Raw genomic sequence first — 20,191 nt, 5'->3', positions numbered from 1 at the left:
AACATCTATAAAACTCTATAATTACAGCTAAATATACAAAAAAAAGAGCAGAAAAACTAAGTTTTCTACTCCTTAAATTATTATACTTATTACTTAAAGGACTTTTTCAGTGCCCTCGGTTAAACTCGGGATTTTTTGCTTCGTATTTCTAACTTCTTATTTCAAACTTATGAAAGCGCTTTCTGAACTTGATCAGCAGCTTCTTGAAATTGAACAGCAGATAAAATTGGCATTCCTGAATTATCGATTAATTCTTTAGCAATTTCAGCATTTGTTCCTTGTAATCTTACGATGATTGGCACTTTGATTGCGTCACCCATATTTTTGTAAGCATCAACAACACCTTGAGCAACACGGTCACAACGAACGATTCCTCCAAAAATATTAATCAAAATAGCTTTTACGTTTGGATCTTTTAAGATAATTCTAAAAGCTAATTCCACACGTTTTGCATCTGCAGTTCCACCAACGTCTAAGAAGTTTGCTGGCTCAAAACCTGCATATTTAATCAAATCCATTGTTGCCATTGCTAATCCTGCTCCGTTAACCATACAACCTACAGTTCCGTCAAGGTCAACATAGTTCAATCCAGCTTCTTTAGCTTCTACTTCAATTGGATTTTCTTCTCTAACGTCACGCATTTCAGCATAAACTGGCTGACGGTATAAAGCGTTATCATCAATATTTACTTTGGCATCAACTGCCATAATTTTATTATCAGATGTTTTTAAAACTGGGTTAATTTCAAACATTGATGAATCAGAACCAATGTATGCATTGTATAATGATTCAACAAATTTTGTCATTTCTTTAAAAGCATTTCCAGAAAGTCCTAAGTTAAAAGCAACTCTTCTAGCTTGAAAACCTTGTAAACCAACTTGAGGATCGATTTCTTCTGTGAAAATTAAATGTGGTGTATGTTCTGCTACTTCTTCTATATCCATTCCACCTTCAGTAGAATACATAATCATATTTCTTCCTGTAGCTCTATTCAATAAAATTGACATATAGAATTCAGAAGTTTCACTTTCACCAGGATAATATACATCTTCAGCAATTAAAACTTTGTGAACCGTTTTTCCTTCTGGTGGAGTTTGCGGAGTAATCAATTGCATTCCAATAATTTGCTCAGAAATTGTAGTTACTTGTTCTAAGTTTTTAGCCAACTTAACACCGCCACCTTTTCCTCTTCCACCTGCGTGAATTTGAGCTTTGATAACATACCATTGCGTACCTGTTTCAGTAGTCAATTGTTTTGCAGCAGCAACCGCTTCTACAGGATTATTAGCTACAATTCCACGTTGAACGCGTACACCGTATTTTGCTAGAATTTCTTTACCTTGATATTCGTGTATATTCATAAGTATTAGTTTGTCGTTTAAAAAGTTTCACAAAAGTAATTAAATAGAATGAAACCAAAAAGAAATGTATATCAATTTAGTAACTTTATTTTAGAAATAATTAGGAGCGAATGGCTTGGTTTATTTCGATAATCCATTTTCCTGCTACAGGAACTCGCTTTTTTTTATATTGTTGCCTTCGAGTAACTCAAGCAACAATATAAAAAAGAGCTTAAACAATTCCAGTATCAGGGCTATATTGTTATGGTATTGAAAAAAATTTAATGCAAAAATTACCAAATTCGTAGAAATGTTAAACCAATTTGAATTCCTTATTTGATGAGCTATATTTGCAAAAGTTATGAGTTACAAGTAAAAAATATTTGATAGTAAACTTTTAAACTCATAAACTTTTAAACTTTTAAACTAAAAAATCATGCAACCAAAAGAGTTACTTACGCTTGCCGAAGAATTTGGCAGTCCTTTGTACGTTTACGACGCTACAACCATTGAGCATCAGTATAACCGTTTGACAGCTGCATTTTCTAAGGTGGAAAACCTTCGAATTAATTATGCGATGAAAGCTTTGTCAAACATTACGATTTTGAAGTTGCTGAAGAAGTGTGGATCTGGTTTAGACACCGTTTCTTATCAAGAAGTACAACTTGGTTTACACGCTGGATTCACTCCAGATAAAATTATATTTACACCCAACGGTGTTTCCTTTGAAGAAATTGAAGAAGTTGCCAAACTTGGTGTTCAAATAAACATTGACAATCTGTCGGTTTTAGAACATTTTGGAGCAAAATATCCAAAAGTTCCTGTTTGTATTCGAATCAATCCACACGTTATGGCTGGAGGAAATGAGAATATTTCTGTTGGACATATTGATAGTAAATTCGGAATTTCTATTTATCAAATTCCGCACGTTTTACGTATTGTTGAAAATACTAAAATGCACATCAACGGAATTCACATGCACACCGGTTCCGATATTCTAGATATTGAAGTGTTCTTGTATGCTGCCGAAATTCTATTTGACGCGGCAAAACAATTTAAAGAGTTAGATTTCCTTGACTTTGGTTCAGGTTTTAAAGTTCCTTACAAAAAAGGTGACATCGAAACCAACATCGAAGAACTTGGAAAAAAATTAACAAAACGTTTTCTAGCTTTCGAAAAAGAATACGGAAGAACGTTAACTTTAGCTTTCGAACCTGGAAAATTCCTTGTAAGTGAAGCTGGATTTTTCTTAGCCAAAGTGAATGTAGTAAAACAAACCACCTCAACAGTTTTCGCTGGAATTGATAGTGGTTTTAACCATTTAATTCGACCAATGTTTTACGGTTCGCAACACATGATTGAAAACATTTCAAACCCAAAAGGAAAAGAACGTTTTTACACGGTTGTGGGTTATATCTGCGAAACCGATACGTTTGCCAACAACCGAAGAATTGCCGAAATAAAAGAAGGCGATGTTTTATGTTTCAAAAATGCTGGAGCTTATTGCTTCTCAATGGCATCAAACTACAACTCACGCTTTAAACCAGCGGAGGTTTTATGGAAAGACGGAAAAGGTCATTTAATAAGTAAAAGAGAAACTTTTGAAGATTTGATTAAAAATCAAGTAATGGTTGAAGTTTAAAAGCCACGAATTTATCTCATTCTATTTATTTTTTTTGTATTCGATGATTTTCAATTCTCAAATTGTCACAAATTTCATATTTGAAAAAATTCCACTAATTAATTTTAGTGGATTTTTTTTTTAATGTAAGACTTGTTTTTAATCATTCCGCGTGATTTGAAGTTTAAATTTGTATTTTTGGTATAACTTTGTTTTTGGGAACGGATTAAACCTTATTAAAAATGAACAGTCTAAACAAATATTTAAATTATATTTTTATGAGATTATTTATATTATTTGCATTGTTATTTCTCTCGTGTAACAAAGACAACAGTAAAGAACAAACTTCTCTTGCGGCATCAAGAATAACAAAGACTGTTAGTTATAACAATATTAATGTTGATGTTGTAATAGACAAACCAGCATTAAATGAAGTTGATGCCTTGTTAGTGTTTCACGGAACTGTTCAATATGACTCCAACTTAATGACTGCAGCCAATACAACTCTAGATAAATTCAAAGATATTTTAGATAGAAATGATATGATGATTGTAAGTGTTGCATATCCTCAAGAAAATGTTTTATTTGGCGATAATATTGTTCAAGGCGAAGCTGCCTTGTTATGGTTGAAAAATAAAGCAAGCCAAGAATTAGGAATAACTATAAAAAAAATATTCCTAGGTGGACACTCTCAAGGAGGATACATGGTAACAAGACTTAATACGATGCATCAAACAAATGGTGTTATTGCTAATGCGCCAGGTCCATTAAACCTTATTTATAGATGTCAATTGGAGGAAAATGGCCAAATTCAATCGGGTGCTGTTTGTAATAAACTTAAAAATGTGTATGGAACGACAACAAACAATCCTAATGCCTACTTTCAAAGATCATTACTTAATTTCACAAATGGATTCAAGTCTGACATTTTATTTGTTCAAGGATTAAATGACTCACCTATTCAAATGTATTCTTGGCCAACTTTTAAACAAGATGTGCTAAGTTGTACAAATTGTCAAAATAGTCAGTTTGTTGAGATTGTTGGTGGTGAACACGCCTCTCTATTTGAAAGTCCAACGGCTAAGACTGAATTTAATAACTTTATTAATAGTCATTAACAATATACCTTCATCTAACATCGTTTAATTTGCCTACATCGATATTTATTGAAATAGAGTTCCAAATAACTAATCCATACTGATAAAGATAAAAAATTCCACTAATATTTTTGGTTGATTTTTTATTTTTAATGTAACGGACGTTTTTTAATCATTCCGTATGATTTGAAGTTTAAATTTGTATTTTTGGTTTAGCTTTGTTTGTCGGCACGGATTGCAAATCCGCGCTATCGGATCTTAATATAAATTAAACAGAAATTATGTTTACCGAAGCAGAAAAAAATTTACTAAACAAACTACTTTATAAAGTAAAATATTCCGAATTAGACGCTTACGAATTAAATCAATTTGCTAATAGCCCAATTACTAATGAAATACTCAAAAAGCTAGATACGCCCGAAAAAATTGAGCGTGTCAAAGAGCTTGAGAGGAATCATCCAAATGTAAAAAAGTTTTGCTTTGAGTTTAATAATGAAGTTGGGATTACAATCCAGAAAAGGCTTAAAAATTTAGACGAAAGCGTTTTTCCTGTGATAACTAATTGGAGTGACTCAGAAACTGAAAAGTTTGCTTTAGACATTTTAGGGCCAATAAGCTTTGAGAAAAATCAATTAGAAATTCTAAAATCATTCATAAAATCTTTGCCAGAAAAATAAAACCTGTTGGCAACAGTCGTATCATGTAATAGCGAATTTTTGGTGAATTCTAGTTTACGTTCCTCAAGAAATTTTATATTTGATAGAAAATAATTGGTTCCTAATTTCGCAAACTCACCAAGTGTCGGAACAGTATAGACAATCTTAAACAAATATTGTGAATAGAATAATTTTATTATTATTTGGTATAACTTTGAGTTTTTTCTCAAGTTGCAAAGCAAAAGCAACTGAAGAGAATATATGCGCGGAGAATGTGAAAATTGAATATGAATGGTTAAATTCTAATGAGCAGGATAGAGATCATGTTAGATTAAAAAGATATTCAAGACCTTATTTTACAATTTATTTCTTACCAAAAACAATTGATTCCATTATCATTTATAAAAACAATGAGTTACAAACTGGAATGAGAATATCTAAAATTGAAAATGGTGAAATATATAATCAAGCATTTTCTTTCGGAATGACTGAAAATAAAATTCCATTAATTAAAATAGGATTTATAGAAAAAAATGCTTGCTTAAATATCAGATTAAAAAGAAAATATCCAATAATTTATGTTTTGCAAGATGAAAAAGGAAAATGGTTACTAAGATTTTCAAATTTTATTCATTCAGATAATCTTTATTAAACACTTCCAATACCATTGGTTTTTAAGAAATTGTCGTGACGTGTAAAAATTTGTATTTTTGTTAGAAAGTAATTGCGTGATTTGCGCATATTTATGAGTTGTGTGAACTTTTAGAAAAAATGAATCGATTAATAAAAATTATTTTAACTCTATTTCTTTTTACAAATCTGAATTTAGTCAAACTTTATTCACAGAATTCCTATAATGATTTAGTAAAAGCAGAAAAATTATTTGAAAAAGGAAATTATAAAAAAGCTTTACTAAAAATAGGCGATGCTATAAAACATAAAAATTGTACTTGTGGTAATTGTGAATGGGAGATAAATTACCAAACTAATTTAATGCGTTACAAAATATATTCAAAACTTTCGAATTATGAACAAGCTCGAAATGCATTAGATTCAATCTACTACTCTACTGAACTAATTGACTCTTTGAAAATTGCAACTTATAAAGCAGAACTCGGAGGAGAAAAATTAAAAAGTATAATAGATTCATCAATCATCAAATCGAAAATTGAATGTGAAAATGAAATTTGTTTTGCTTTAATTCCGTACAATAATAATTCTTATTTGAAATTCAAGCTTAGTCTTGAATTGATTAATAAATATCTTTCTAGTTACCAAAAACCTCAAGACAGTAAAATTTGGAATGAGTATTTTTTAAATTCTTTGGGATATAAACAACTTGAATAAATAAACACTAAACACAACAGGGATTCATGAAATTGTGTGCCTTGGGATTTATAAAATTGAACTACAAAAAACTAATTCATTCTACTAAAATTAAAAAATCCACTAATATTTTTAGTGGATTTTTTATTTTTAATGTAATGGACGTTTTTTAATCATACTGTGTGATTTGAAGTTTAAATTTATATTTTTGGTATAACTTTGTTTGTGGGCACGGATTGCTAATGCTTGCTATCGGATTTATATAATTGAAATATGAAAAATCTTCTATTGCTACTTATCGTCCTCGTTTTATGCAGTGCAACAAAAAAGGAAATAATTGAACTGAGAATTTATAATGATAGTAAATTCAAAATTGAGAAAATAAAACTCAGCTTTAAAGGTCAAGAAACAGAATTCAAAGATATTGAACCTAAAAGTTATAGCGAAATGAAAAAAGTTGAAGGCTTATGGAGAGACAATTGCTATGATTTAACAGTTTATAAAAAAAGATTTTTGGGTCAGAATTTTTGGGCACATCAGATTTGTATTCCGATTGACCATCATGGAGACAACAAAATTGAAAATGGAAAATATACATTGAAATTGAAAATTAAGCAAAGTGGAAAATCAAAGTTTGTAGTGGAGTCCGAATATATTGGAGAGTAAATAACTAATACCAAGATTAGAGTTTCATTGTGTCTCAAAGCTAACAATGAAATACTATTAATCGAACTTTTAAAAAATAAAAAAACTAATCTGAAAATTAGTAAAAAATTATTTTAATGCAACGGTCGTTTTTTAATCATTCCGCCTTTGGTATCTTTTATGGAATGTTGCACTACGAAGGCTTCTTCGTCAATTTTATCAATTTCGAGTAATAATCTTGTTACTTCTAAACGAGTTACTACGCAAAAAAGGATTTTATTTTCATTAAAATTCACACCTGTTTTTCCATAACCGCTTTCTGAATTATAAACTGTTACTCCACGACCTAAATTATCGATTATGGCTTGTTTGACTTCGGTTGCGTTTCTTGACACTATGGTTACACCAATGTATTCTTCAATACCATTAATGATAAAATCAACTGTCTTGGATGCTGCGAAATAAGTCAACATCGAATACATTGCAGTTTCAACACTAACTAACAAAGCAGAAAAGGAAAACAAAATCACATTGAAAACCGATATAAAATCACCTACAGACAAACTCGTTTTTTTACTTACGTAGATTGCTAAAACTTCTGTTCCATCAATGACTGCGCCACCTCGAATAGCAAAACCAATTCCAGCACCGAGAAAAAATCCACCAAAAACAGAAATCAATAGTTTATCTGTAGTAATAGCTGGCAAAGTGATGAAATGTACCAAAAGTGATAACGCTAAAATGGCTAAAGCACTTTTAACTGCAAACTCCATTGATATTTGCTTAGCCCCAATAATGATGAAAGGTAAATTGATTAAAACAATCAAAAATGATAATTCAACGCCAGTCATTATCTCTGTTAAAAGTGATAATCCCATTGCGCCACCATCTAGAAAGTCGTTTGGCAAAAGAAATTCTTTTAGTCCGATGCTCGCCATAACAACGCCAATACATATCAAGATAAAATCTTTTATATGACGCGTGTAAACTAATTGGGGAATTCTACCGCTTTTTCTAACTAAGGCATCAAATATCAATTTCATACATTTTCATTTTAGCACAAGTTACTAAATTTTGAAACGAATGAAAAGTGATGTTACAATTTTTAACAGTACTTTAGTTTTTAGTGAAAAGTTCTGTCAATACTTCACTTTTAGTGCTGTTTGGCATCGTTATTTTTAGCAATTGTGATACAGTTGGAGCAATTTGAGTAATCACTTTTTTATCATGAGAAGCTCCTTTGTTGATGTGCCATCCGTAAAAAATGACTGGAACATGAGTATCATAAGAATAAGGTGATCCATGAGTTGTACCAGTAACTCCATATTCCATATAACCTGGTTTGTAAACAAAATACAATTCACCATTTTGTGTTGGATCATAGCCTTTTGAAATAAATCCTAGCAATTCATCATTTGGAGATGATGCTAAAATTTCTTCTTCTGTATAAACTCGTTTTACATACTCTTTTGTATATAAAAAATCTTTGAATGATTGCTTTACTTTAGCAAAATCCAATCCTTTAGTTTTAATTAAATCTTTATCAAAAAAGACATTGAAACTATCGTATTTCAAAATCAAATCTTCACCAAAAGTAGCTTTAGAAAAGTCTTTTAAATCACTTGAAACATTTTTATAATTGATATTATTTACCTGATATTTATTATCTTTTAAATGAGTAACATTTTCTGCTCCAGCGTGATCAGCGGTTAGAAAAACTAAATAATTATCTTTACCAACAGTCTTGTCTAAATAATTTAAAAAATCGGCTATTGTTTCATCTAAGCGTAAATAAGTATCTTGAATCTCAATAGAACGCGGACCAAAAGTATGGCCTACATAATCGGTTGATGAAAAACTTACTGCTAGAAAATCGGTGATTTCATCTTTTCCAAGTTGTTCTTTTTCTATAGCTTTTTTTGCAAAATCAGCGAGAAGATTATTTCCGTACGGACTAACTCTAATAACTCCAGGGTCATTATTATCCAACATTTCTTTCATATTGTATGGAAAGAATGGTGTTTTTTTATACAATTTTCCTTCATAAGGATTATCATCTGGAAGACTTTCGTTGTAAGTTTCTTTAGATTTTAATAAATCCCAGCCTTTATTGGTATAGTCTAAATACTTTTTCTCTTTATTAAAATCATCTACCCAAGTTGGTAATTTCTCACCATAAAAAGTACTTGAAATAAACTCACCTGTTTTACAATACCAAAAAGCCCAATCTGCAAAATGCCCTGCAGGTAAAATCGCACCTCTATCTTTAATACTAATTCCGATAACTTTTCCTTTAAAATTAGTTGCCAATTTCAATTCGTCTGTAATTGTAGTGCTTTGTAAGTTTCTTGGAGACATTTTTCCTTCGGTTTCTGTTCCAGGAACTAATGTTGAAACCGTTGCATCATCTGTACAATACACTTCTTTTTTTAAAGTTCTGTGAAACCATTCGTTACTTACAATTCCGTGCATTGATGGTGTTGTTCCAGTGTAAACAGAAGCATGTCCTGGTGCAGTATAAGTTGGCATATAATTATAATGCGCATTATGAAAAGTATAACCATTATTCATCAAACGCTTGAAACCATTTTCTGAAAAATCACTTTCAAAACGGTATAAGTATTCCATTTTCATTTGATCGACAACAATTCCAACTACTAATTTTGGACGTTCTTGTGCTTGAATTTTTAATGAAATAAAAGAAAGAAAAATTAAAAGGAAAAACTTTTTCATGATAGATAATTTGTGTAAAAGTAAGGAATAGAAAGTGATTGTTTATAAATAAACCATTAAGAAATACTAAAAACTACTAGCTTCTTTTTTTGCTTTTTCAAACTCTTCTACAATATCATTAATAATGGTTTCAACTGGTTTAATATCGTGAATTAATCCAGCGATTTGGCCTATTTCTAGCTCGCCTTCAACTAAATCACCTTCGAACATTCCGCGTTTTGCTCTTCGTTTACCTAGAAGCGTTTCCAAATCTTCTTTGGTTGGACATTTGGCGTACAATTCTTGCAAATCGTTATAAAACTTATTCTTAATTAAACGAACTGGAGCTAATTCTTTTAAGGTTAATTGTGTCTCACCTTCACCAGTTTCGATAACTGTTTTCTTAAAATTATCGTGTGCTGAACTTTCTGTAGAAGCCACAAAACGACTTCCCATTTGAACTCCATCTGCACCAAGAACCATTGCTGCTAACATTCCACGGCCAGTTGCAATTCCTCCAGCAGCAATTAGTGGAATAGAAATATTTTCTTTCACCATCGGAATTAAAGTTAACGTAGTTGTTTCCTCTCTTCCATTGTGTCCTCCAGCTTCAAAACCTTCAGCAACTACTGCATCAACTCCAGCTTCTTTAGCTTTTAACGCAAATTTAGAACTGCTCACAACATGAACAACAGTAATTCCGTTGGCTTTTAAATGTGAAGTCCAAGTTTTTGGGTTTCCTGCCGATGTGAAGACTATTTTTACACCTTCTTCAATAATTATCTGTATGATTTCTTCAATATTGGGATACAACATCGGAACATTTACACCAAAAGGTTTGTCCGTTGCTTTTTTGCATTTTTGAATGTGTTCTCGCAAAACATCTGGATACATTGAACCTGCGCCAATTAATCCTAATCCGCCAGCATTACTTACAGCGCTTGCTAATTTGTAACCAGAATTCCATATCATTCCACCTTGAATAATTGGATATTGTATATTGAAAAGTTGTGTAATTCTATTCATTGAATCGGAATTCAGATATTAATTTTTAATGATTTTTCCTTGAAGTACTTTTTCTGAAGTTGAAATTGTAAAGTAATAAATTCCAGCATTTAAGCTTTCTAATGAAAGATTTTGAATAGGATTATCAATATTTTTTGACAAAACTAATTGACCTAAGTTATTGTAAAATCTTACTGATGAACCAAGAACAACATCTGGCGAAACAAAAGTTATAATGTCATTTGTAGGATTTGGGAAAAATTGAAATTGCTCAATTTGATTTTCACCAACATTAAGAAGAGCGTTTTGCAAAGCCAATTGAAAATCTGGAATTCCATAGCCAAATTGCGAGGTAGGATTGGTAAATCTATCTGCAGATTGTTTTACAAAATTTACAACTTGTTGATTAGTAAGATTGGGAACTGCTTGCCAAAAACTAGCAATCATTCCTGCCATAACTGGACAAGAAAAAGAAGTTCCACTTGCTGTTACAATATCTCCATTTATATTAGAAAGAGTTGTTGCTTGACCTTTAGCCATAACATCGGGTTTTACTCTTCCATCAAAAGAAGGACCTATTGAGCTAAAAGTTGCATAAGTTTCGTCAAATCTAACTGCTCCAACTGCAAGAACATTTGTAGCTTCAGCTGGAACTCCTATATGTGGATTGGCTGAACTACCAGAATTACCAGCACTTGCTAGTACAACCATTCCTTTAGAAAAAGCAATATTAGCACCTCTAGAAGCAAAAGCAATATTTCCAGTCATTTGAGAGTACGTATGACTGTAATTAGGATTATCGTATCCAAAATATCCTAGTGAACTTGTTATAATATCGGCTCCTAACCTATCTGCTTCTTCTGCAGCTTCAACCCAGTAACTTTCTTCAACTGGATTTTCTTCTAAGACATCTTCTGTTACGTATAAATAATATTGAGCATCTGGTGCGGTTCCTACTAGTTGACCGTCTGTAAATCCACCCATACAGGAGAGCACTAGTGTACCATGATTGTGTAAAGAATAAACATTAGTATTTTGACTAACATAATTGTATCCGCCAAGGATTAAATTATTATTGAATAGCCTTTGAAAAGGTTGCGCCGTATTAACATTTAAAAAACCAGAATCAAGAACTGCAATCACTTTACCTGTTCCAGTATAATTCGCTTGATGTAATAAATGTCCGTTAAGCATTTCTATTTGATTGGCTGAATTTCCATAAGCAAAAGTTGTTTGCACATTCATTTGCTTATTGACTGGTTTGTTTTTTTTTGTGATTGCACTTCTTGCATTAAGGGAATTGTCAGCAAAAACTACTTGACTTACAAAAGGAAGACTTTCTAAAGCGTTAATATCGGTTTCTGTTCCTCTCACATGAACACAATTTAGCCATTTTGATTTGGCTTTTACAGTAATTCCTGTAGCAGCATCAACTTGATCTATGTACGTTTGTGCAACTGGAACATCATTAACATTTAATGCTATTCCTTGAGCCGCTCTTCTATCTAATGCTCTTTGGGTAAGCATCGTTAACGGATTATTCAAATAAGTTTGTGCATTAGGCTTTTCACTAAAATAAACCCATGCATCTTCTTGGGAAAAAGAGGCAAATGACACAAAAAAAGCAATTAATAGTAGGATTTTCTTCATAGCTTTTATTTTTGGAAAGTACTAAATTACGAAATTACTCCCGAACCAACTAATTCATCTTCAATATTCCATGCAACAAATTGTCCTTCTGTGATTGCTGATTGTGGTTGGTCGAAGTAAACATAAAGTCCGCTTTCAAATTGATATAGTGTTGCTTGTTGCAATTCTTGTCTGTAACGAATGCGCGCCATAACTTTCATTGACTCGCCATTCTTAAGTTTTAAATCTTCTCGTATCCAATGAATTTCAGAGGAATTTACTTTCAAAGCTTTCTTAAATAAACCAGGATGACTGTGTCCTTGTCCAGTGTAAATTGCATTAGATTTAACATCGGTTGCTATTATAAAAAGTGCTTCTTTTGTACCACCAACATTCAATCCTTTTCGTTGACCGATTGTGAAATAGTGAGCACCTTGATGTTTTCCAACAACTTTTCCGCTTTCTGAATTATATTTAATTGATGTTGATTCAAAAATTAGTTCTTCTTCTAATGAATTAAAAGTAGGTTTTGAGGCGTTATAAATTTCGCTATCTGCTGGAATTTCATAAATCAAACCTTCTTTTGGTTGCAATTGTTGTTGTAAAAACTCAGGTAAACGTACTTTTCCTATAAAACATAATCCTTGAGAATCTTTCTTTTCTGCAGTAACCAAATCCAATTGCAATGCTATTTCTCTAACTTGAGGCTTCGTTAATTCACCAATTGGAAATAAAGATTTAGCTAATTGTTCTTGAGATAATTGACAAAGAAAATAAGATTGGTCTTTGTTATCATCTTTACCTGAAAGTAATTGATAAACAGGTTTACCGTCGACTTCAATTTCTCCTTTTCTGCAATAATGACCTGTTGCCACAAAATCGGCACCCAGTGTTAGCGCAATTTTCATGAAAACATCAAATTTTATCTCACGATTACAAAGAACATCTGGATTTGGAGTTCGTCCATTTTCATATTCTTTGAACATGTAATCGACAATCTTTTCTTTGTATTGTTCGCTTAAATCTACTGTTTGAAATGGAATTCCGAGTTTTTCAGCTACTAAAAGCGCATCGTTACTGTCTTCCAACCATGGACATTCGTTAGATATCGTAACAGAATCATCGTGCCAATTTTTCATAAAAAGACCAATTACTTCGTAGCCTTGCTCCTTTAAAAGATAAGCAGCAACACTTGAATCTACACCACCAGAAAGTCCGACAACTACACGTTTCATTTAATTGATTTAATTTGAATGCAAATTTACATTAATAAAAACAAAAAAAGTATATGCTTTAATTGTTAAAACATATACTTAGGTAAATATTATTTATTATTAAATTATCTATCTTCCTCTCGAGTCATTGGTTTTTTGACAAACTTTCTAACCTTCTGTTTGCTCATATTTTCCTTTACTCTTTTACCATTTTTGAAAAACTCCCAAATACCTTCTTTTTTTCCGTTTACAAAATTTCCTTTTGCCATTACAACATTATCAGAACTTCTAAAGACCGCAGGACCATCGAATTCGCCATTTTTATAGTTACTTTCTTCAATGATGATTCCGGTTTCTGTATATTTTTTGTAGGCTCCATTTTTAACCCCAGCTGAATAATTGCATTCTTCAGCAATTTTACCACTTACATAAAACACTTTTCTTAAGCCATCTAACTTTCCGTTTTTGTAAAATTCTTGAGTCATAAGTTGCGGTGAATCTTCATGATAATATTTCCACTCGCCTTCATATTTTTTATTCACTACTTTACCTTCACTAACTTTATTTCCTTTTTGGTTGTAGAAAATAGTGTAGCAAGAATTATCTTTTACATTAAACTCTCTTGTAGCTATTACAGTTCCATCTTTTGTATCATCAAAAAACTTGAATATTCCTGTTTCTTTTCCATGATTGAATGTTCCTTCATATCTGGGACGCTTAGATTCTTCGTAAATACCTTTCCATGTTCCATGCTTTTTACCTTTTTCGTCTAACTTATTGATATCTTGAGCAAAGATGGAAACTGTAAAAAATAAAGCTAGCATTATGTATTTCATACGTTTAAATATTTAATGTCTATATAACTAAATAATAATCGAATTATTATAGCAAATGTAGTTCCAAAAAAGCTTAGTGCAAAAATATTATTTGTAAATTAAATTATTTGTATACTTTTGTTGTTGATTATTAGTATGTAAGAAAACAACATTAAATAAATTATGAAACAACTATCTATTCTAAAAAGTTCAATATTAATTGTACTCTTTTTATCCATTTCAGCTTTTTTTGTAAGTTGTAGTCAAGAAGATGATATTAATGCAAAAAAATTAAGTATTTCAGGTTTTGTTCAATCAAAGTCAAATTTAACTTCACTAGGTGTGGCATTGGAAAGAACTAATTTACTTGCAACTCTAAATGGTGATACAAAATATACTCTTTTTGCACCAACCAATGAAGCTTTTGATGCGTTTTTATTAGCCAATGGTTTTGCAAACATTAATGCTGTTCCTACAACAACTTTAAGAGAAATACTTTTAAATCATGTTGTGACTCAAGTGAAAACTGCAAATGATTTGCCATTCACTGGATATATAAAAACATTAGCTGTAGGAAATGTATCTGACAACAACTTGAGTTTATATGTAAACAAAACTAATGGTGTGGTTTTAAATGGTATCTCTGAAGTTACTGCAGCAAATAACTATGTAAGTAATGGAATTGTTCACGTTGTTGATGCTGTAATTGGATTACCTACAATTGTTACTCATATTAATGCAAATTCAAATTTTAACACATTATCAAGTTTATTAACTACAAATGGTCAACCGGATTATATTACTACATTATCTGGTTCTGGAGCATTTACTTTATTTGCGCCATATAATACTGCATTGGTAGCTTTAAATAATGAATTACCTGGAGGAGTTGCTGCATTAACCTCAGCACAATTAACTACAGTATTAAATTATCATGTTGTAAGTGGTAATAATTTGGCTTCCGATTTATCTGAAGGACAAATTTTAACAACACAAGCAACACCTCAATTTGTTAAAGTTTTATTGAGTACTGGTCCTAAATTAAAAGATGCTAACAATAGAAATTGCAGCATTATCATAACTGATATTCAATGTACAAATGGAGTAATACATGTATTAAGTCAAGCATTACGTCCAACTTTGTAATAGTAATTAACAATATTCTAAAGCTGTCAAATTATCTGGCAGCTTTTTTTTGTTAAAATAAAATACTTGTAAGAAAAAAACTATAAATAAATTCATAGATTTATATGTTTTGTTTAATTTTTAATCAATTAACATAAACAACAGAATCAAGTATTTACTAATTAAAAACACAAGTAATTGATTTTAAGGGTTAAACAAAAAAGTTAAACCTATTAAAAATTTTAATTTTTTGTTTAATCGTTTTGTTACTTAGCTAAACAAAATAACTTTAAATAAAAAATTATTATGAAAACAAACAAAACCAAATTAATCGCAATCTTTGCTTTTTTAGGATTAATGTTAACTTCTTGCAGTGATGATGACAATCCACAGCCAACAGTAGACAATACAATTACAGGTATTGCTTCAAAAGCAAGTGACTTAACATTATTAGTAAAAGCACTTAAAAAAGCAGATTTAGCTGCTACTTTACAAGGTGCTGGACCATTCACCGTTTTTGCTCCAACAGATCAAGCTTTTATTAACGCAGGATTAACTGCAACTGTTATTGACAATTATCCTACAGCTGACATTCCTGCACTTAGACAAATTTTGTTAAACCATGTAGTGAATGGTTCAGTTCAATCATCAGGTTTAACAAACAACTCTTACATCAAGACATTAGCTGTTGGATCTGCTTCAACAACTAATAAATTAGATATGTATGTTAATACAACATCTGGTGTTAGATTAAATGGTGTTTCATCTGTAATTACAACAACAGCTGGAGGAACTTTTAACATTATTGCAACAAATGGAGTTATTCATAAAGTTGATGCTGTTATCACTCTTCCAACTATTATTACACATGCAGCTGCAAATCCAGCATTTTCAACTCTGGTAACCGTTGTTACAAGTACAGCAACAAATGGAAATGGATTTGGAGATCAAACAGCAGTTGCTGCTGCTTTATCAAATACTACAACTAAAACCGTTTTTGCTCCAACAAATGCTGCCTTTACTGCAGCTACTACTGGTTCTGGATTTGCAGTAGGTGCAACTCCAGCACAAGTATCTAAAGTATTACAATATCATGTAACAACAGCAGGAAATGTATTAGCAGGTAGTCTAACTAATGGTCAAGTGGTTCCAACTATTACAAGTCCAGTTCAAAATCTTACTATCGATTTGACAGCTGGTGCTAAAATTTCGGATACTACTCCAGTAAAAGCGAATATCATTGTAACGGATGTTCAATGCTCAAATGGTGTAATACATGCGGTTGACAAAGTATTACAACCTACATTATAATTTATCCTATTTATAAAAACAAAAAACCCAATCAAAATTGATTGGGTTTTTTTATATTATTTCTTATTTAATTTCTTTTGTTCTTCTGCTTGTTCCATCATTTCTCTCATCTTCTTTTGGAACTTACTTTCTGTTTTTGGTTTAGTTTTATTCTCTTGAATCTTAGCATGAATTTTATCACTATCAATAAAATATTTCTTGATAACTAACATAATTCCGATAGTGATTAAGTTAGAAATAAAGTTATATAAACTCAATCCTGAACCGTAAGTATTGAAGAAAATTAACATCATTACAGGAGAAACATAAATCATGATTTTCATAATTTTTCCCATATCTGGCATACCTTCTTGTTGCGGTTGAGCCATAGCTTGATCGCCTGAAGTCATTTTCATGTAAAAGAAAATAGCTATTGCTGCCAATATAGGAAACAAACTCACGTGATCACCATATAATGGAATGTTGAATGGTAATTTGAAAATTTGGTCAAATGATGATAAATCGTCTGCCCAAAGGAATCCTTTTTGTCTCAACTCAATTGCAGATGGGAAAAACTGAAATGAAGCATACATAAATGGCAACTGAATCAACGCTGGAATACAACCTGCCATTGGATTTACTCCGGCTTTGTTGTACAATTTCATTGTTTCTTGTTGTTTCTTCATTGGGTCTTTTGCAAATTTCTCGTTAAGCTCTGTAATTTCTGGACGCAATACTTTCATCTTTGCTTGTGACAAGAACGATTTGAAAGTAATTGGCGACATTGCAATTTTAATAATTATTGTAAAAATTATAATTGCTATTCCTAATCCCATGAATGAACTTAAGAATCCGAAAAGTGGAATAAAGATTAATTTGTTTATCCAACCAAAAATTCCCCAACCTAATGGAACGATGTCTTCGATATTTTTTTCGTAATTATTTAAAATTTTATAATCTGTTGGACCATAATACCAATTCATTTTATAATCTAACTCACCATTTTTAAATGCTAATGGTAAAGTCGTTTTAAATTGTTTTGTGAAAACAGTATCAATTTTGTCATCATTAACTAAATCTGTAGAACTAACTTTTACATTCTCGATTGGAGTTTGTGACAATAAAATAGAACTAAAAAAATGTTGCTTGTAAGCGATAAAAGTTGCTTTTTCTAAAGTTTCATCTTCTTGTTTTCCTAAACCAGCATAATCAACTTTTCCGTCGTTTTCAAAATAGATTTCTGCATAACGGTTTTCGTAAGAAACACTTTTCTCATTACGATAGGTTTTCAAATCCCATTGTAAATCGGCCGCTTTTGAAGTATTTAAAACTTTACTTAATCCTTGAGAACGAACGTCAAAATCTAACATATAATCGTTAGCTTTCAGTACATATTTATATTCTAAAAACTCGTTTGCTCCTGATTTTAACTTCATAGAAAGGATTTGATCGTTTCCGTTTTTAGTTAAAGTTGGTTCGAAGAATAAATCTTTAGTGTTTAAAACTCGATTGTCTTTCGTTTGAAGCTCAAGATTGAAATTTGCGTTATTATTTTTGATTAACTCCACTAATTGTCCTGAATTCTTTTCGAATTTCTTGTAGTTTTTTAGAACTGCTTCAGCGATATATCCACCTTTATTAGCGATTTTTAAAGTCACCAATTCGTTTTCAATAGTTGTGAAACTTTCTTTTGCTGATGGCAATGTTGCTGAATAAGCAAAACTTCCTAAAGCACCACTAAGTTTTTGAAGTTTAACTGTATCGCTAACTGTAGTATCTACAACGGTTTGCAAAACTTGTTTTGTAGCAACTTCCTTAGCTTTTTTGGCTTTATCAATTTTTTCTTGCTTGATTTTTTGGGCTTGTTCTTCTTGTGCTGTTTTTTGACTATTGTACATCATCCACATGATAATCCCGAAGATTAAGGCGAAACCAATAATCGAATTTTTGTCAAACTTCTTTTCTTCCATTACTCTTTATAATTTATACATCAGTCGCTTTTTTGACTGTTTTGTTTCCAATTTTCAAATTATTCTGAAAATTATTTTTTATTCTTTACCATTGCGGCCACAAAGCTAACAAAAACTGGCTGTGGATTGGCAACAGTACTTTTATACTCTGGATGGTATTGCACACCGATAAAAAACGGATGATTTTTAATCTCTACAATTTCTACCAAACCTGTGTCTGGATTGATTCCTGAGCTTATTAATCCTGCATTTTCTAATTCGGTTGCGTACTTATTATTGTATTCATATCGGTGACGATGACGTTCTGAAATTTGTGTTTTACCATAAATTTGATGTGCCAAAGTTCCTTCTTTCAAATCGCATTTCCATGAACCTAAACGCATTGTTCCTCCTTTGTCGGTGATGGTTTTTTGTTCTTCCATCAAATCGATAACTGGATTAGTAGTGTTTGGATTCATTTCTGTTGAATTGGCATCAGCTAATCCTAAAATAGTTCTAGAATATTCGATAACAGCCATTTGCATTCCTAAACAGATTCCGAAAAATGGTAAATTATTTTCACGAGCGTAACGAACAGCTTCTATTTTACCTTCGATTCCTCTTTCACCAAAACCAGGAGCAACTAGAATACCGTCGATTCCGTTGAGTTTCTCTGCAATATTATCACTATCAATATATTCTGAATGTATGCTAATGATATTTACTTTAGTTTCATTAGATGCACCAGCATGAATAAATGCTTCTAAAATCGATTTATAAGAATCTTGCAATTCTACATATTTTCCAATCAAACCAACATTAATCGTATGTTTTGGATTTTTTAATCGGTGTAAAAAGGTGTTCCAATTTTCTAAATCTGGAGTGTTTTTTTGAGGTAAATCTAATTTTTTTAGAGCCACAACATCCAAACCTTCTTCAAGCATCAACAAAGGAACTTCATATATCGTTGAAGCATCGATGGATTGAATAACTGCTTCGCGTTTTACATTACAAAACAAAGCTAATTTTTGACGAATTTCATCAGACAATTCGTGTTCTGTTCTACAAACTAAAATATCGGCTTTGATACCGCTTTCCATCAATGTTTTTACTGAGTGCTGTGTTGGTTTGGTTTTCAATTCACCTGCTGCAGCCAAATAAGGAACTAGCGTTAAATGAATTACAATTCCGTTACTTTCACCTAATTCCCATACTAATTGACGAACCGATTCGATGTAAGGAAGTGATTCAATATCACCAACTGTTCCACCAATTTCAGTTATTACAATATCAAAATCGCCAGAATTACCTAACAATTGCATGCGTTCTTTAATCTCATTTGTGATATGAGGAACCACTTGAACTGTTTTTCCTAAAAATTCACCACGACGTTCTTTTTCAATAACTGAAAGATAAACTCTTCCTGTAGTTACATTGTTTGCCTGTGATGTTGGGACATTTAAAAATCTTTCGTAGTGACCTAAATCCAAATCTGTTTCGGCACCATCATCTGTAACATAACATTCGCCATGTTCATAAGGATTCATAGTTCCTGGATCAACATTTAGATAAGGATCGAATTTTTGAATGGTTGTTCGGTAACCTCGTGCTTGTAATAATTTTGCCAAAGATGCTGCGATAATTCCTTTACCCAAGGAAGAAGTCACACCGCCAGTAACAAAAATGTATTTCGTTTGATTCATTTTATTGTTTGTTGTAGTTGTGTTGTTGTAAAAAACGATGCAAAAATAAGAATTTAAAATGGAT

The 20,191-nt window shown here is 31.5% G+C and carries 17 protein-coding genes; 8 read left to right on the top strand and 9 right to left on the bottom strand.

Features of this window, described 5'->3' with window-relative positions; genetic code table 11:
• Nucleotides 1-167 precede the first annotated feature (167 nt).
• Nucleotides 168-1,361 (bottom strand): ADP-forming succinate--CoA ligase subunit beta, encoded by a 1,194-nt coding sequence (sucC, locus tag ACIQ06_RS10115; protein ID WP_396145993.1) that lies wholly within the window; start codon nucleotides 1,359-1,361, stop codon nucleotides 168-170.
• 415 nt (nucleotides 1,362-1,776) lie between these two features.
• Between sucC and lysA the strand changes: the two genes are divergently transcribed.
• The 6 genes from lysA (at nucleotide 1,777) to ACIQ06_RS10085 (ending at nucleotide 6,706) form a co-directional block, all read left to right on the top strand.
• Nucleotides 1,777-2,982: a diaminopimelate decarboxylase gene (gene lysA / locus ACIQ06_RS10110; protein WP_396145991.1), complete on the top strand. Its 1,206-nt coding sequence runs from the start codon at nucleotides 1,777-1,779 to the stop codon at nucleotides 2,980-2,982.
• Between the two features lie 257 nt (nucleotides 2,983-3,239).
• Nucleotides 3,240-4,079, top strand: coding sequence for an alpha/beta hydrolase family protein (locus tag ACIQ06_RS10105; protein WP_396145989.1), 840 nt, complete (start codon nucleotides 3,240-3,242; stop codon nucleotides 4,077-4,079).
• A 260-nt stretch (nucleotides 4,080-4,339) separates the two neighbouring features.
• A complete protein-coding gene (locus ACIQ06_RS10100) occupies nucleotides 4,340-4,735 on the top strand; it encodes a hypothetical protein (protein WP_396145987.1) in 396 nt (131 codons plus the stop codon).
• Nucleotides 4,736-4,892: 157 nt separating this feature from the next.
• Nucleotides 4,893-5,366, top strand: a complete 474-nt coding sequence (locus ACIQ06_RS10095; RefSeq protein WP_396145985.1) for a hypothetical protein — start codon at nucleotides 4,893-4,895, stop codon at nucleotides 5,364-5,366.
• A gap of 119 nt (nucleotides 5,367-5,485) precedes the next feature.
• Entirely contained in the window at nucleotides 5,486-6,061 is a 576-nt protein-coding gene (locus ACIQ06_RS10090; RefSeq protein WP_396145983.1) for a hypothetical protein, read from the top strand.
• Nucleotides 6,062-6,313: 252 nt separating this feature from the next.
• Nucleotides 6,314-6,706, top strand: coding sequence for a hypothetical protein (locus tag ACIQ06_RS10085; RefSeq protein ID WP_396145981.1), 393 nt, complete (start codon nucleotides 6,314-6,316; stop codon nucleotides 6,704-6,706).
• A 113-nt stretch (nucleotides 6,707-6,819) separates the two neighbouring features.
• On the opposite strand, the gene ACIQ06_RS10080 is transcribed toward ACIQ06_RS10085, so the two are convergent.
• From ACIQ06_RS10080 to ACIQ06_RS10055, 6 genes are all read right to left on the bottom strand, one after another.
• The gene (locus tag ACIQ06_RS10080; RefSeq protein ID WP_396145979.1) at nucleotides 6,820-7,728 is read right to left on the bottom strand and encodes a YitT family protein; all 909 of its coding nucleotides are present in this window, start codon (nucleotides 7,726-7,728) and stop codon (nucleotides 6,820-6,822) included.
• A gap of 73 nt (nucleotides 7,729-7,801) precedes the next feature.
• Nucleotides 7,802-9,418, bottom strand: coding sequence for an alkaline phosphatase PafA (gene pafA, locus ACIQ06_RS10075; RefSeq protein ID WP_396145977.1), 1,617 nt, complete (start codon nucleotides 9,416-9,418; stop codon nucleotides 7,802-7,804).
• Nucleotides 9,419-9,484: 66 nt separating this feature from the next.
• Nucleotides 9,485-10,423 carry an NAD(P)H-dependent flavin oxidoreductase gene (locus ACIQ06_RS10070; protein WP_396145975.1) on the bottom strand — a complete coding sequence of 313 codons (939 nt, stop codon included), beginning with the start codon at nucleotides 10,421-10,423 and terminating at the stop codon, nucleotides 9,485-9,487.
• Between the two features lie 18 nt (nucleotides 10,424-10,441).
• Nucleotides 10,442-12,052: a S8 family serine peptidase gene (locus ACIQ06_RS10065; RefSeq protein ID WP_396145973.1), complete on the bottom strand. Its 1,611-nt coding sequence runs from the start codon at nucleotides 12,050-12,052 to the stop codon at nucleotides 10,442-10,444.
• A gap of 26 nt (nucleotides 12,053-12,078) precedes the next feature.
• On the bottom strand, nucleotides 12,079-13,266 hold the full coding sequence (mnmA, locus tag ACIQ06_RS10060; RefSeq protein WP_396145971.1) for a tRNA 2-thiouridine(34) synthase MnmA: 1,188 nt from the start codon (nucleotides 13,264-13,266) through the stop codon (nucleotides 12,079-12,081).
• Between the two features lie 104 nt (nucleotides 13,267-13,370).
• Nucleotides 13,371-14,081: a toxin-antitoxin system YwqK family antitoxin gene (locus ACIQ06_RS10055; RefSeq protein ID WP_396145969.1), complete on the bottom strand. Its 711-nt coding sequence runs from the start codon at nucleotides 14,079-14,081 to the stop codon at nucleotides 13,371-13,373.
• 162 nt (nucleotides 14,082-14,243) lie between these two features.
• Here ACIQ06_RS10055 and ACIQ06_RS10050 point away from each other — a divergent pair, with 162 nt between their 5' ends.
• Together ACIQ06_RS10050 and ACIQ06_RS10045 are read left to right on the top strand one after the other, a co-directional pair.
• The gene (locus ACIQ06_RS10050) at nucleotides 14,244-15,206 is read left to right on the top strand and encodes a fasciclin domain-containing protein (RefSeq protein WP_396145967.1); all 963 of its coding nucleotides are present in this window, start codon (nucleotides 14,244-14,246) and stop codon (nucleotides 15,204-15,206) included.
• 285 nt (nucleotides 15,207-15,491) lie between these two features.
• Nucleotides 15,492-16,496: a fasciclin domain-containing protein gene (locus ACIQ06_RS10045; RefSeq protein WP_396145965.1), complete on the top strand. Its 1,005-nt coding sequence runs from the start codon at nucleotides 15,492-15,494 to the stop codon at nucleotides 16,494-16,496.
• 56 nt (nucleotides 16,497-16,552) lie between these two features.
• Here ACIQ06_RS10045 and yidC read toward each other — a convergent pair whose 3' ends face one another.
• Nucleotides 16,553-18,445, bottom strand: a complete 1,893-nt coding sequence (gene yidC / locus ACIQ06_RS10040) for a membrane protein insertase YidC (protein ID WP_396145963.1) — start codon at nucleotides 18,443-18,445, stop codon at nucleotides 16,553-16,555.
• 71 nt (nucleotides 18,446-18,516) lie between these two features.
• Nucleotides 18,517-20,127 (bottom strand): CTP synthase, encoded by a 1,611-nt coding sequence (locus ACIQ06_RS10035; RefSeq protein WP_396145961.1) that lies wholly within the window; start codon nucleotides 20,125-20,127, stop codon nucleotides 18,517-18,519.
• Between the last annotated feature and the right edge of the window lie 64 nt (nucleotides 20,128-20,191).

Source organism: Flavobacterium sp. (assembly GCF_044341265.1).
GTDB lineage: Bacteria > Bacteroidota > Bacteroidia > Flavobacteriales > Flavobacteriaceae > Flavobacterium.
The sequence above is the reverse complement of the archived record's forward strand: the minus strand, read 5'-3'. Positions and strand labels throughout refer to the sequence as shown.

Bases quoted from the DNA above. Each gene is read 5' to 3' on its own strand.
- sucC (WP_396145993.1), bottom strand. From the start codon at position 1,361: ATGAATATACACGAATATCAAGGTAAAGAAATTCTAGCAAAATACGGT.
- lysA (WP_396145991.1), top strand. From the start codon at position 1,777: ATGCAACCAAAAGAGTTACTTACGCTTGCCGAAGAATTTGGCAGTCCT.
- ACIQ06_RS10105 (WP_396145989.1), top strand. From the start codon at position 3,240: ATGAGATTATTTATATTATTTGCATTGTTATTTCTCTCGTGTAACAAA.
- ACIQ06_RS10100 (WP_396145987.1), top strand. From the start codon at position 4,340: ATGTTTACCGAAGCAGAAAAAAATTTACTAAACAAACTACTTTATAAA.
- ACIQ06_RS10090 (WP_396145983.1), top strand. From the start codon at position 5,486: ATGAATCGATTAATAAAAATTATTTTAACTCTATTTCTTTTTACAAAT.
- ACIQ06_RS10085 (WP_396145981.1), top strand. From the start codon at position 6,314: ATGAAAAATCTTCTATTGCTACTTATCGTCCTCGTTTTATGCAGTGCA.
- ACIQ06_RS10080 (WP_396145979.1), bottom strand. From the start codon at position 7,728: ATGAAATTGATATTTGATGCCTTAGTTAGAAAAAGCGGTAGAATTCCC.
- pafA (WP_396145977.1), bottom strand. From the start codon at position 9,418: ATGAAAAAGTTTTTCCTTTTAATTTTTCTTTCTTTTATTTCATTAAAA.
- ACIQ06_RS10070 (WP_396145975.1), bottom strand. From the start codon at position 10,423: ATGAATAGAATTACACAACTTTTCAATATACAATATCCAATTATTCAA.
- ACIQ06_RS10065 (WP_396145973.1), bottom strand. From the start codon at position 12,052: ATGAAGAAAATCCTACTATTAATTGCTTTTTTTGTGTCATTTGCCTCT.
- mnmA (WP_396145971.1), bottom strand. From the start codon at position 13,266: ATGAAACGTGTAGTTGTCGGACTTTCTGGTGGTGTAGATTCAAGTGTT.
- ACIQ06_RS10055 (WP_396145969.1), bottom strand. From the start codon at position 14,081: ATGAAATACATAATGCTAGCTTTATTTTTTACAGTTTCCATCTTTGCT.
- ACIQ06_RS10050 (WP_396145967.1), top strand. From the start codon at position 14,244: ATGAAACAACTATCTATTCTAAAAAGTTCAATATTAATTGTACTCTTT.
- ACIQ06_RS10045 (WP_396145965.1), top strand. From the start codon at position 15,492: ATGAAAACAAACAAAACCAAATTAATCGCAATCTTTGCTTTTTTAGGA.
- yidC (WP_396145963.1), bottom strand. From the start codon at position 18,445: ATGGAAGAAAAGAAGTTTGACAAAAATTCGATTATTGGTTTCGCCTTA.
- ACIQ06_RS10035 (WP_396145961.1), bottom strand. From the start codon at position 20,127: ATGAATCAAACGAAATACATTTTTGTTACTGGCGGTGTGACTTCTTCC.